Source organism: Spirochaetota bacterium, assembly GCA_035477215.1.
Taxonomy (GTDB): Bacteria; Spirochaetota; UBA4802; order UBA4802; family UBA5368; genus MVZN01.
In genome coordinates, this window is record DATIKU010000008.1 from 110,800 (window position 1) to 123,264 (window position 12,465).

General features: G+C 57.6%; 15 protein-coding genes and 1 tRNA gene. 2 read left to right on the forward strand and 14 right to left on the reverse strand.

Annotated features, from left to right (window positions below; genetic code table 11):
- Position 1: 1 nt before the first annotated feature.
- From VLM75_01455 to VLM75_01475, 5 genes are all read right to left on the reverse strand, one after another.
- A complete protein-coding gene (locus VLM75_01455) occupies positions 2–337 on the reverse strand; it encodes an STAS domain-containing protein (GenBank protein HSV95579.1) in 336 nt (111 codons plus the stop codon).
- A 111-nt stretch (positions 338–448) separates the two neighbouring features.
- Complete coding sequence (locus VLM75_01460) at positions 449–895, reverse strand: hypothetical protein (GenBank protein ID HSV95580.1); 447 nt, start codon at positions 893–895, stop codon at positions 449–451.
- 66 nt (positions 896–961) lie between these two features.
- Positions 962–2,788 carry a hypothetical protein gene (locus VLM75_01465; GenBank protein HSV95581.1) on the reverse strand — a complete coding sequence of 609 codons (1,827 nt, stop codon included), beginning with the start codon at positions 2,786–2,788 and terminating at the stop codon, positions 962–964.
- A gap of 15 nt (positions 2,789–2,803) precedes the next feature.
- Positions 2,804–4,162 carry a tetratricopeptide repeat protein gene (locus VLM75_01470; GenBank protein HSV95582.1) on the reverse strand — a complete coding sequence of 453 codons (1,359 nt, stop codon included), beginning with the start codon at positions 4,160–4,162 and terminating at the stop codon, positions 2,804–2,806.
- Positions 4,163–4,198: 36 nt separating this feature from the next.
- Positions 4,199–4,519, reverse strand: a complete 321-nt coding sequence (locus tag VLM75_01475; GenBank protein ID HSV95583.1) for a hypothetical protein — start codon at positions 4,517–4,519, stop codon at positions 4,199–4,201.
- 161 nt (positions 4,520–4,680) lie between these two features.
- Between VLM75_01475 and VLM75_01480 the strand changes: the two genes are divergently transcribed.
- Positions 4,681–4,753, forward strand: a tRNA-Ala gene (locus VLM75_01480).
- 45 nt (positions 4,754–4,798) lie between these two features.
- Here the strand turns inward: VLM75_01480 and VLM75_01485 are convergent.
- The gene (locus tag VLM75_01485; GenBank protein ID HSV95584.1) at positions 4,799–6,046 is read right to left on the reverse strand and encodes a DUF1015 family protein; all 1,248 of its coding nucleotides are present in this window, start codon (positions 6,044–6,046) and stop codon (positions 4,799–4,801) included.
- A 447-nt stretch (positions 6,047–6,493) separates the two neighbouring features.
- On the opposite strand from VLM75_01485, the gene VLM75_01490 reads away from it, so the two are divergent.
- Entirely contained in the window at positions 6,494–7,210 is a 717-nt protein-coding gene (locus tag VLM75_01490; GenBank protein ID HSV95585.1) for a site-2 protease family protein, read from the forward strand.
- A gap of 26 nt (positions 7,211–7,236) precedes the next feature.
- Here the strand turns inward: VLM75_01490 and greA are convergent, their stop codons facing one another.
- The 8 genes from greA to VLM75_01530 all read right to left on the reverse strand — a co-directional run bounded on the left by greA (position 7,237) and on the right by VLM75_01530 (position 12,325).
- Positions 7,237–7,722: a transcription elongation factor GreA gene (gene greA / locus VLM75_01495; protein ID HSV95586.1), complete on the reverse strand. Its 486-nt coding sequence runs from the start codon at positions 7,720–7,722 to the stop codon at positions 7,237–7,239.
- 100 nt (positions 7,723–7,822) lie between these two features.
- Positions 7,823–8,266: a SoxR reducing system RseC family protein gene (locus VLM75_01500; GenBank protein ID HSV95587.1), complete on the reverse strand. Its 444-nt coding sequence runs from the start codon at positions 8,264–8,266 to the stop codon at positions 7,823–7,825.
- Between the two features lie 23 nt (positions 8,267–8,289).
- Positions 8,290–9,018, reverse strand: coding sequence for an ABC transporter ATP-binding protein (locus VLM75_01505; protein ID HSV95588.1), 729 nt, complete (start codon positions 9,016–9,018; stop codon positions 8,290–8,292).
- The gene (locus VLM75_01510; GenBank protein HSV95589.1) at positions 9,015–10,559 is read right to left on the reverse strand and encodes an iron ABC transporter permease; all 1,545 of its coding nucleotides are present in this window, start codon (positions 10,557–10,559) and stop codon (positions 9,015–9,017) included. Before VLM75_01510 ends, VLM75_01505 begins: the two co-directional genes overlap by 4 nt.
- A 1-nt stretch (position 10,560) precedes the next feature.
- Positions 10,561–11,571: an ABC transporter substrate-binding protein gene (locus VLM75_01515; protein HSV95590.1), complete on the reverse strand. Its 1,011-nt coding sequence runs from the start codon at positions 11,569–11,571 to the stop codon at positions 10,561–10,563.
- On the reverse strand, positions 11,549–11,788 hold the full coding sequence (locus VLM75_01520) for a hypothetical protein (protein ID HSV95591.1): 240 nt from the start codon (positions 11,786–11,788) through the stop codon (positions 11,549–11,551). The genes VLM75_01515 and VLM75_01520 overlap by 23 nt, the downstream gene beginning before the upstream one ends.
- Positions 11,758–11,976, reverse strand: coding sequence for a HEPN domain-containing protein (locus tag VLM75_01525; GenBank protein ID HSV95592.1), 219 nt, complete (start codon positions 11,974–11,976; stop codon positions 11,758–11,760). The genes VLM75_01520 and VLM75_01525 overlap by 31 nt, the downstream gene beginning before the upstream one ends.
- Entirely contained in the window at positions 11,948–12,325 is a 378-nt protein-coding gene (locus VLM75_01530) for a nucleotidyltransferase domain-containing protein (protein ID HSV95593.1), read from the reverse strand. Before VLM75_01530 ends, VLM75_01525 begins: the two co-directional genes overlap by 29 nt.
- Between the last annotated feature and the right edge of the window lie 140 nt (positions 12,326–12,465).

The following is a 12,465-nucleotide window of genomic DNA, read 5'->3' on the forward strand; positions in this document are numbered from 1 at the left end:
GTCAGAAATGCCTGAGCGCTTCTTCCTCCGTTTCGTACACTTCGAACATATCCATGAGTTCCACGACCTCGAATATCTTCTTGACCGAGTTGTTCATGTTGCAGAGCACAAGCTTGCGCTTCGATTCCTTGAGCGCCCTCATGGTGGAAACGAAGATCCTCAGGCCCGAACTGCTCATGTATTCCACCTGTCCCAGGTTGAGGAGCAGGCTGCTCTGCGCTTCCTGTTCGATTATCCTGTTGATTTCCTTCTCCACATCGGCGGACACATGGACATCAAGTTTCCCGTGCAGATAAATTACGATGACGTTACCGACTTTTCTGGTTTTAAGATCCATTTACCCCTCCCCGATTTCAACCGGCCATCCGCGAAACCGGAACGACCCGGACTCCCCAGGCGAAGTCCAGGGGACCCGTTTCTCCGGCTTTCGTGATCCCCGGCAGTTAGCTCACTCTTCGCCCGAACGGGCGAACTTTCTCGTAATCGCAAGCGCCGCCGCCGTAACGACAAGCACAACCGAAAACATCACCCCCAGCGCCACCGCCAGCGGATGCTGATACTCCAGCCCGTTTTTGATAAGAACCCATGACGCCATAAGCGGAAACAAAATTCCCGTGAAATAAACCAGCCCCCTGTACCTGAGCGGGTCGAAGAGCGGCAGCACCATCGACGCTCCCGCTGCAAAAACCATCGCCGCGAAGCCCCGTGTGACAAAATAAAGGGGCGCGACGAAGGCGTCGTATTTTATCTGGTTAAACCAGTCCTCGGCCAGCGGCAGACCCAGGAGTGAGCCGAGAAAAAGCGGCGACAGATAAAACGCGATGCCGGCGGTGATATATAACACACCGCTGACCAGAATAACCACCTGCAGGATGTTCGTCAGCTTCGAACGCATCGACCTCTCCTTAATCCTTTTTCCGCACCGAATACCGCGCCGCAACGGCCGGCCACCCCGTTTATACTACAAACCGCGCTCCTTCAACAATTTATTCGAAATCTCGTCCGAAAGTTCCAGTATTTTTTTCAAATTGTACTCGCTTTCGTCGATTTCAATCACGATGTTTTTCGATGGAATACCGCCCGGATGGCCTTCCGGCAGCAAAAGAGAGCAATGGTCCAGATACCGGTCGTAAAATCTTAAAACCCGTTTGTCGCGGAACCGGAGCCTGCCCCTGTTTCGCACCGAAACCGAGAGTATCTCGTCCACGTCGGTACGGAGCAGATCCTCGGGACGCACTCTTCTCCTCGGAAAGCCCGAATGATACAGACTCCCGGCAATCTCCACCGATTCGCATACCGGATTGAGCATAAAAGAGGCCGCTATACATTCCGCAAGGCCGCCCGTACTGAAGACGCGAACGCCTTCCCCGCGCTCGTCCGCCAGCATGGCCGCGGGCAGGCTCCTGAACATCTCGATCCGGGCCGAACCGGCCAGTTCGCGGGCATGGCGGGCCGCTCCCGCGCTCTTGATTACGAACTCGTCGGGGAAGGTGATATCGAGCATGGCGTTGATGCGTTCCTCCGAAAAAAAAGACTCCACAGCCCGCAGGAAGGATTCTTCGTTCTCCATCAACGCGAAAAGCGCGGCAAGGCAGTAGCTCATACCGGATGAATAGATGAGGTCCACTTTCCCGCCGGAGCGCTGGAAGGCCGCGAGAAAACCCGCATAGGCCACGGAATCGGCGAGCCTCGTCTCGAGCACCATGCCCCGCTTCCTGCCCTGTATGAACTCCATGAACTCCGCGGCGTTCTCGCCGCCGATGCGCTCCCTCAGCGCCTCGTGCGCGGGGACCTTTTTCGTAACGCCCAGGTCTTCGAGAATTATCCCGCCTTCGAATGAACGCGCGGAGCGCGCGTGGAACGCGTTGAGCGTGTACAGCACCCGCTGCCCCTCGCGAAGGCCGGAGTCGAGCAGCGGATAGAGCGACCGCCGCTCCTTCGGGCGCGTAACAATCGGGAAGATGACGTCGGACAAATCGAAGACCCTGTCGCGCAGCGCGTCGTCGCGCCCGGACAGGTCGATGACGATAAACCGGTACTCCCGCGACAGCGCGAAAAGGATCGGGGAGAGTATTTCGGGATTGACCCGCACCCTGGATCCAAAGGCAATGTTCATAAGAGAGAGGTTGTCATCGACCGGTTCGATACGCTCGTTAATAAACAAATCGGCGGCAAGGTCTTCCTCGTCCTTCTGCGATACGGCCGTCGTGATCTTTCTTTCAAAGATATTGAAGACCGAGTCGCCGGTATACGACACATCGAGGATTATCGTCTTTCCCTCGCGGGCGCAGCAGAGGCCGAGAAAGGACGAGAGAATCGACTTCCCCGAACCGTCCGTCCGGCCGAAAACGGTTATGATCCGCGCCGCCCTGCCGCCGTACTTTTTCGCCACGGACGAGGGTTCGAATCCCATCGCGCCGACGGCGCGCAGATATCCACGCATGGCCTTGTAGGAATTAAGGAAAAAACGGTAAATGCTTTTTACCTCGAACACGAAGAGTGATGAATCCACGAGCGCCCGCACCTGCCCGCGATGGCGGTTCTGCGTAAAGGGGATGTCGCCGAAGAACGAGCCCGACGCCATGCAGACGACCTCGCCCCGTCCGGGGGCTTCCATCTCGAAGAGACCCGTTATCACTACGCCGAAGGAGTTGTCCTTTCCGGGATCGAAAATCTTTCCGCGCTTTACGTTTACAACGCGCCCGGCACCGCGGAGGAGCCTGATTTCTTCGTCCCTGCAATGCCGGAAGAGGGGAATGTCACTCAGGATATGATCGATAAAATCCATTCGCCGTTTCGCTTTTCAGGCTCCGGCGGATTTCAACAGCCGGACGATGTCGGCCTTGCCAAGGAGATCGATCGGTCGCGTACTCGCGAACTCGGCCGCGGCCTGCGAGTAATCACCCGTACTGATGACGACGATTCGCGCGGCGTTGCGCGGCTTCATACTCTCGTGGAGTTTTCTAAGCAGTTTGTCCGACACCGTTTCCGTCGTGCGTAGAATGCGCACGATCCTGTTGCTCATGCGGGTGTTCCGCCATTTGCCTTCGGTCTCGGTGGTGAGAATATCTATCTCCGAATCGCTGATTATCTCTATGTCCATAACGGTGAGCCCCAGCGATTCGGCCATCTTTCGGCAGGTGTGCTCGAACTGGGCGAGCCCCGCTATCATGAAGTCCTTGACGCGGTCGTCCTGCCTGAAGTCGGAGTAGGCGCGCAGCTTTTCCTGCACGTCGCGGAAATTCTTGTTCACCGAGGCGATCTGTTCCCAGTTGGCGATCGCCGACTGCAGATCGCGCACGCCTTCCTGCGACGAGGCCAGGAAGTAGCGCAGGTTGAGTTCGGTATCACTCCCCCGCTTGGCGAATTTGAGCCCCCTCTCTAACTCGATTATCGCTTTTGGGAAAAGCTCCTTCTCGTGATAGCAGGTGCCCTTGGCGAGAAAGCACTTTACCTTGATGTCCTCGCTCTTCTGGGCGGTTTCGAATTCCTTGATCGCCCACTCGTAATCGCCGATCTGCCGGAGAACCAGGCCGAGAAAATAATGCGCCTTGTAGTTCCCCTGGTCTATTTTAATGGCCTCGAGGAACATCTGTTTGGCCTCGTTGTAGGAGGCGTTGCGGTAAAGTACCTGTCCCAGGTAATAATATGACATGTCGTGACGGTTGTTGTTGGCGATGCTTTTCTTGAAGTACACGGCCGCCTTGTCCATCGCTCCGGAATCGAAAAGTATCATGCCGAGCCGATAGAAATTTTCGTAGTTTACCGGGTCAATCTTTGTCAGGATGAGATATTCATTTTTGGCGTCCTCGACGGCGTTACGCTCCCTGAATATTTTGGCGAGCTTCGAGCGCACGTCCACCTCGCTCACCTTGTCGTCAAAGCGCGAGATCTTGAGCACCTGACGGTATTCAAGGATGGCGAACTGCGGGTTGTTTTCCCTGATATACGCCTCGGCCAGGAGGTAATGCGCGTAGGCGTTGCGATCGTCCTTTTCCAGAATCTCGTTCAGCTTTTTAATGGCGAGTTTCGTCTGCCCCATCTCTATCATCTTGGCGATTTCTTCTATTTTGCGGGGGAAAACGTAGGTGCTGAAGATGTAAAGGCCGAAAATGCTGAGCATTATAAAAAAGACAAATATCATCACATAGGTCAGTATCATCGTCGGTATCTATACCCTGGCTGTTTCGGTCAATCTTCAGGCGTCCCGGCGCTGCTCGCGAAGAAGCCTGTTCTGCTCCTCGAGCGCGCTGATCTTGGAAAATGCGTCCAAGAGCTCCGACCTGCCGAGCTGGGAGACGCTTTCCTGCGCACGGGCCGTTTCGGTCGCGAGCTTCAGCTCGACGCGCGAGTATTCCACTATATTTTCGTACATCGAGATGATCTTCTGCGCGTTGTCGAGTTCCATTTCGTTGAGCTTGAGGACGTTTTCGTAACCGCTTACCATTTTCCGGTAGTGCACGAGCTCACCCTTCAGGTTCTCAATCTCCTTTTTCAGGCCCGCCACGTCCTCGCTCATCGTCCCACCTCAATGTCCTGTTAATAGGTTTCGGCACCTATCCGTCGATTGTTCATCGTTTTCCGGTCCGCATCCACCGCGCCCGTGCGCATAAATTAATATTGACAAACCCCCCACCCCCGGCCCACTATCCTCATCGTTCGTAACGACCGGACGCACCCGGGGGCGTAGCTCAGTTGGGAGAGCGCTTGAATGGCATTCAAGAGGTCAGGGGTTCGATTCCCCTCGTCTCCACACCCTGCCGAGTGTTACCACAATTCCGGCACAATGTCAAGATAATTACTGCCCGGCGGGTATCCGCTCGATCCGGTGGATGGCCAGGCCGCTGCGGAGCTTCGGCTCGAACCATGTCGATTTCGGCGGCATGAGACCCCCGTTGTCGGCGACCGCGATGAGCTCCTCTATCGACGTGGGAAAGAGCGAAAAGGCCACGGCGAAACCTCCGTCCCGCACCAGCCTTTCGAGCTCGGCGGGCCCCCGAATCCCGCCAACAAAATCTATGCGCATGTCCTTCCTGGGGTCGCCGATCCCCAGCAGCGGTTCGAGTATGGTTTTCTGCAAGACAGAGACGTCGAGCCGCGCGACAATATCACCCTCCGGCCGTGAGCGGGGGGTGAGGAGCCTCCAGCGACCGCGGAGGTACATGCAGATGCGACGCGGCCCCGGCGGTTTTCCGGACACGATATCCTCGATCGAGTAGCTTTGGCCGAGCCGTTCGAGAAATTCGTCGACGCTCTGGCCGTTGAGATCGCGCACCACCCTGTTATACGGCAGGATTTTCAACTGCTCGTGGGGAAAGACGACGGCGAGAAAGCGGTTATATTCCTCCTCGCCGGTATGGTTCGGATTGGCCTTCCGGCGCAGAAGGCCGACCTTGACGGCCGCGGCGGCCCGGTGATGGCCGTCGGCGATATACAGCGCTTGCGAACGCAGAAGCTCTTTAAACGAAGCGATGAGCTCGCCGTCGCTTACGCGGCGAAGCATGTGTCGTATGCCGTCTTCGGAGGTAAAATCGACCTCGGGGGCGGCCTCGAGCGCCCGTGCAAAAAGCGGCCGGCCCGCGCCGTTCTCGCGGTAAAAGGTGAAGACGAGTCCCGTCTGCGCGCTCAGGCTGTCAACATGGCGCATCCTGTCGCGCTCCTTGTCCTCGCGGGTGAGCTCGTGCTTCTTTATCCTGTCTTCGAGGTAATCGTCGATGTCCAGGCAGCCGACGACGCCCGTCTGCTCGCGTCCGCCCATGACGAGAGTATACAGGTACAGGCCCGGCTCGTCATCGCCGCGCAGCACACCGTCGCCGATAAACCGTTCAAAGTTCTCCCGGGCCTTCGCGTAGACCCTGTCGTCGTACGGCGAAACGCTTTCGGGAAAATCGATTTCGGGCTTTGAAATGTGGAAAAAACTGTGCGGCCTGTTTTTCGCGATCGCGCGCGCCTCCTCCGATGAAACCACGTCGTACGGCAGCTCGGCCACCTGCACCGCGAGCCCCCTTTCCGGGCGAAGGCCCGCAAATTCCCGTATTTTTGCCATGTTTTTCAGGTTCTCCCGATTATTAGTCTTGTTGCGTAAATGACAAAAATGCCATCGCGAGGAGGCCGACGCGGCGATCTCAAAAGGCAACAAGTTTTTACTAAAAAACAAAATGCTTTATGAGATTGCCGCGCCCCGATAAAGCCGGGGCTCGCAATGACACTCAGTAAAGTAACAGCCCTATTTATGCCGTCCTGCCGGGCAGCCGGATATGAGGTCAGTGCGGCACCCGGCTTATTCGGCCTGTCGTGGCGACGGATCCGCTGAACGGCTCCCGGTCTTTCGACTCATTGTATAATCCGGCAATTGTGCGGATGCGAGGCTTTTTTACAAGAAATAATTAGCGCGCCGAGGCGCTCCCGCCGGTGATATCCGTGTAACAATCCGGCTGCCCATAACTCCGAACAGAAGGCCGCCATCCGGCCATCCCCCTTCGAGAGAGGCATCATGGAGTACATCGGCGTCATCTTCATAATCGGACTCGTAATACTGGTGCACGAGGCGGGGCATTTCGCGGCCGCGCGCCTTTCGGGCATACCGGTCGCGCTTTTCTCGGTCGGTTTCGGGCCGAAGCTCGTCGGGATCAGGCGGGGCGAAACGGAGTACCGGCTGTCGGCCATCCCCCTGGGGGGATATGTGCTCCCGGCGATCGGGGATGAAAAGGAGTTTTTCGCGATCCCCGTTTCCAGCCGCCTCGTTATGACGCTCGGAGGCCCCGTCGCGAACCTGGCGATGACGCTTGTGCTCCTTGGAATCCTTAACTCCGCGACCGGCGGCTTCTCGTTTACGGGCGCGTTTCTGAAGCCTTTCGAACAGACGGCGGTGATGGCCATGCGCATCCTCGATGCGTTCGGCCGGCTCTTCTCCGGCGGCGGCGAGATATCCGGCATAGTGGGTATAGTGGCCCAGGGCACGGCGTTCGTAGGCGGAAGCGCCTTCAAGGCCGCGCAGTTCGCGGCGGTGCTCGGCCTCAACCTGGCAATATTCAACCTGCTGCCGCTGCCCGCCCTGGACGGGGGAAAGGCGCTCCTCTACCTTATGGAAAAGCTCCATTCTTCGGCGGCGAGAGCCCACCAGCCGCTTGCGATCACCGGCTGGGTGCTCATTCTGGGGCTTGTGGTGTATACAACCTGGGCCGACGTGGTGCGCTACGCGGTCGGTTGACCGACGACGGGACGCAGCCGAACCGACTACTCGAAGGATTCTCCGTGCATGGTGGTAAAGCGTTCTATCCGGTAGCGCTTCTTTCCCGCGGGAATGCTGATTTCCACCTCTTCGCCCGCGCACTTGTTCTGCAGCGCCATACCGACGGGCGATGAAAGCGATATCTTACCCTCGGCCGGTTTCACCTCGTTCGGGGATACGAAGGTGAATTCCATTGTTTCTTCGGATTCCAGGTCGAAAACGGTGACCGTAGAGCCGAACCCGATGCGGTCTTTCGCGATGTCGGACACGCTGAGGTTGCTGAGCTGGCTGAGCTGACTGCTGATCCGGGTGATGAGGGCGTTGAGAAAGGACTGTCGCTCTTTGGCGGCATGGTATTCGGCGTTCTCCTTGAGATCGCCGTAGGCGCGCGCTTCCGCGATCTTCCTGGGAAGCTCGACCTTGAATTCGTACTTGAGCTGTTCGAGCTCCTCGCGCATTTTCCGCTTTTTCAGTTCGATGTCATCACTCATTACGCCGCTCCTTTTGATTGTGATGGCCCACGGTCCTTCGATTGTCCAATCCTTGCGGGATAAAATCCAGCCTTTTTTATACCCCGTTCCCTGATCCCCGTCATTCGCTCGCCCCGTCCTCCTCCAGCACGCGAATCATTACCGGTTGAAACGACTTCCTGCCGGCCAGAACGGACGAAAGCGTTTTTATGATTCCGAACGAGAGGACGAACGCCCCCGCCCCGAAGAGCGCGGCGGCGAGATCGGCGTCCATTCCCATGCGCGGCGCACCCGCCATTCCAGCGGCCGTCCCGATGATGAGCGCGGCCACCGGAAACGCGTACAGAAGCAGGCTCATCTGTACGACGGCGCGCGGTGCGATCGCGAACTCGACCATATCGCCCATCCGGCCACCGGCACGGTTTTCGATCCACAGCCGCCGCTTCGATTCCGCGCCCAACAGCGAACACGAACCGCGCGACGAGCACGATGCGCATGCCTCGCCCGCCGACGCCTCCACGAGCGCCATCGTTCCCTTAATCTCGACGATGATTCCGCATTCCACCGGCCTTAACCTCCACGATGCCGTCAGGCGTGCGACAGGAACTCGCTCACAAACCCGGGGGCCGGATCGTTCCGAATCTCCTCGGAGGTCCCCTCCTGCTCTATCCTGCCATCATTAATGATAACGATTTTCGTCGCCATTTCAAAGGCCTCGCGCTGGTCGTGCGTTACGTAGAGGATGGTGATACCGAGCGCCCGGTGCAGGTCGCGGATCTCGCGGCGCATCTCGGCGCGCAGACGCGCGTCCAGGTTCGAGAGCGGTTCGTCGAGTAGGAGCACCGGCGGCTCCATCACGAGCCCGCGCGCGAGCGCCGTGCGTTGCTGCTGCCCGCCGGAAAGCTGGTGCGGATAACGGCCCGCGAGTTCGTCCATATGCAACAGGTCGAGCGTCTTCATCACCCCCGCCGCGCGTTCTTTCCGGTCCATACCGCGGACTTTAAGCGGATACTCGACGTTCTCAAAAACGGTCATGTGCGGCCAGACGGCATACGATTGAAAGACCATGCCGAAGCGGCGTTTTTCGGGCGGGATGTTGACGCCCGGCCCGTACAACACGGTGTCGCCCAGCAAGATCTCGCCCGCCGAGGGCGTTTCGAGCCCTGCGATGAGGCGAAGCAGGGTGGTCTTGCCGCAGCCGCTGGGCCCCAGGAGCGAAACGAACGAGCCGTCCGTCACCACGATATTCATCGGCGCGAGCACGACCTTGTCGCCGAAGAGCTTTGCGACACCTTTGAGGCGAAGGTCGCTCATCATCTACCCTCCAGAATTTCCCCGGCCCTGCGGCCCCGCATGAAGAACGCCCCCATGAGCGCCGCGCTGAGCAATATCCACGCAAGCGCCGCGGCCGACGGCTGGTCGGCGTACTCTTGAAGCTGGAAGAGCACGGTGCCCATTGTCGCACCGCCGGGGCCCGTGAGGAGCACACTCATGGTGAGCTCCGTGAACATGGGAAGCGCGGTGAGAAACCAGGCGGCAAGCACGGTCCGTGAAAGAAGTGGAAGCCAGATGGTGCGAAGCAATATCAATGTCGTCGCGCCGCTCACCACGGCCGCCTCCTCGAGCGAGGGGTGCACCTGGCGGTAGGCTGCGGCGAGCATGCGCGCGCTCACCGCGCAGTACTTGAGGGCGTAGGCGAGCGCCATCCAGAAGAGCGGCGAGTCGAACGAAAGGCCAAAGCGCCCCATCGCCGCCGCTGCCCAGGTCGAAACGAAAATCAAAAGAATCGCGATCACGGTCCCCGGCGTCGAGAACGGGACTCCCATGGCTTCGATGATCCACTGCGCCGCGCGGCTTCCCCGGCGCACCGCCGCGAAGGCCAGCAGGAACCCCAAAGCGACCACAAGCGTCGCGACCGACAGCGACAGCGCGAGCGAATTGACAAGCGCCTCGCTGAATTCGGGGAGCGCCAAAACGTATTCCAGGTTTCTTAAAGTCCATTCGGAGGGGGAGTAATTCCCCGCAACGGGAGCCAGCGCCGAAAAGGCGAGCGCGCCCCAGGGAAGCACCACGGCCGCGGCGAATACCGCCCAGACTGCCGCGCTGACGGGGACGCGCCCCCTGCCCAGATGCACCAGGGCCGGACGCGAAACGCGCGAGCCCGTGATCGCGCCCCCGCGGCGTCGCTGCAGGCCGACGAGACGGTTGGAGAGCGCCAGGACCAGCATCGCCATTGCGAGGAGGATGAGCGAGAGCCTGAGTCCGGCGGCGATACCCGCCATCCCGCCCAGTTTGAACTGGGAATAGATGAGCGTGGTGAGCACGAACTGCCGCACCGGCATGCCGAGCATGGCGGGCACGCCGAACGAGGAAAGCGTATAGAGAAATGAAAGGCACATCCCGTTGACCAGCGGCGGCCACAACAACGGAAAGCTGACATCGCGAAAGACGCGCCAGGGCCTTGCACCGCTCATACGCGCGGCCTCCTCGAGCGAGGGGTCCATCCGCTCAAACCCTGCCTTGAGTTCCAGATACGGGAAGGCGAAAGCGACGGTGCTCTCCACCAGCACCATCCCGTGGAACCCGTACACGCCGCTTTCCGGAAATATTCCCCTGACGGCGCCGACGGCGGGATTGCCGAGCACGATCCAGGCCATTCCCAGCAGGTATGCCGGGATGGCGTACGGAATCGAGAAAAGGCCGGAAAGCGCCCTGCCCCCGCCTATGTCCGAGCGCGTGACGAGCCACGCCACCAGGCAGCCGGCGGCGCCCGAGATGAGGGCGACCGCAATGCTGAGCGAGAGCGAGCGCAGGAGCGCCTCGATTACCGCCGCGTTGGATATCCCGTCGGCGAACATCTCAGCGGAGAACGGTCTCGGAAAATTTCGATTTGATCGCGGCGCGGTCGGCGTACATCAGCGCGAGTATATCCGCCGACCAGGGCATCATGGTCGATTTGAGCTCCGCATAGGACCGCGCGTGTTCGGGTGACGGCGCGGACTCGAATAGCGAATACATTGAACCGCGTACTATCGCATCCTGGGCTTCTTTCGTGTAGAACCAGTCGTAGGCCAGTCTGGCCGCTTCGGGATTGCGCGAGTCGCGGAGGATCGCGATGGGGCTCTGTATCGGTATGGTGCCGTCGGCCGGATACACGGGCCTAACCGGCGAGCCCTTGTCCCACGCCTTGAGCACGTTTTCGAGGAGCACGATCCCGAGCGGCCTCTCCCTCGTCTCGATTCGGGTGATGACGGAGCTGTTGCCCCCCGCCGCGATGATGTCGTTGTTCCGGAGCTTGTCGAAATAGTCCCAGCCGTATTTTTTTTGCAAAAGCGCTACCGCGGTGAAGCTCGAGCCGGACTCGAGCGGGTTGGGCATCGAGATCAGCCGTTTATACCGGGGATCGGCGAGGTCTTTCCAGCTTTTCGGCAGGTCGGCTTCGTTCGTGAAATACCGCGAGTTATACCCGATCACCATCACCGGAAGCCTGACCCCGGCGAACGCCCCGTCGGGATCGACGTAGATCGCCGGTATGTCCTTCGCGGCCGGGCTTTTATAAGGGAGGAGTTTCCCCTCCTGTTTCAGCTCGTAATACCAGAATGGATCGCTGGTGAGGATGAGGTCCGCCCGCGTCGCGCCCGCGGCGAGCTCCGCGTTCACCTTGCTGGCGATGTTCTCGCTCCCGCTCTGGAACCACATCACCTCCACGTCCGCGGGAAGCGCCTTCTGGAGCGGTTCGCGCATCGTCTCGATGACTTCCTTGTATATGCTGGTGTAAATCCATATCCTCTTTTTCCCGGAACATGACGACAGCGACAGCAATAACGATAAAACAAGAATAAAACAGTTACAAATTTTCATGCCTGTCATTGTTTTTCCCACCATGAGTATTCGCGATAAAAAGTTCTATGGCATTTATAAATCGATTTGCATTCGAAAGTTGCGTCTCGGCATCAGGTTTACTCGCGATATAGAAATCATCATAATCCCCTTTCGTCCTTATATTGAAAGCGGAGGAAATATACTTACTGTATACGAGATCAAACTTTCCGGTTTTTACATAACTGCAATTGAAAAAAGCGATAATACCGGAGTGTTTTTCGAATCAAATTTATCAAACGCCGTAATGGCGCGTATCGCGTGGAAGTCGGCGTAATATGAACGATTCAGCGATTGAGCATAACTGCCGGCTTCATATAGAATTTTCGAGGCTTTCAGGTCTTCCCGTGCCTTCTCTATCCGGTATTTAGAGAGCTCTTTGATTCTTTCGTTCATATATATTCATCCCTTCCCTGTTAACATTGGAGTAAAAGGGAACATACTCAATATATTGCATATATTTTTCATATGATTGTTCGATGATAGAAACAATTATTCCATGTTCAAGTGAAAGAGTGGCCACGGTTTCCATAAGAAAAATATTTTTAAGCTTAATTGTATCTTCATCGGCATTTAAAAGTACCATAATATCTATATCTGATTCATCGCTTTGACCACCCCGCGCATATGATCCATAGACTATTACCGAATGCAGGGATCCGCCATATATTGTCCTCAGCTTCTCTGTGATATCATCCAACAGGTCTCTGACCTTTGAGTTTTTTTCAACCTCGGAGCGTTTCATATTCATCCTTGTTTCAATCCCTTCGGGTTCGAAATGGCTCCACTAATACATGGCGCGAAGAATTCCGGTATTTCGTATTTATACTTCTACACTGACATGATGAGTCCTACCAGCATACCGATTGAAAATCAAGAAAATAA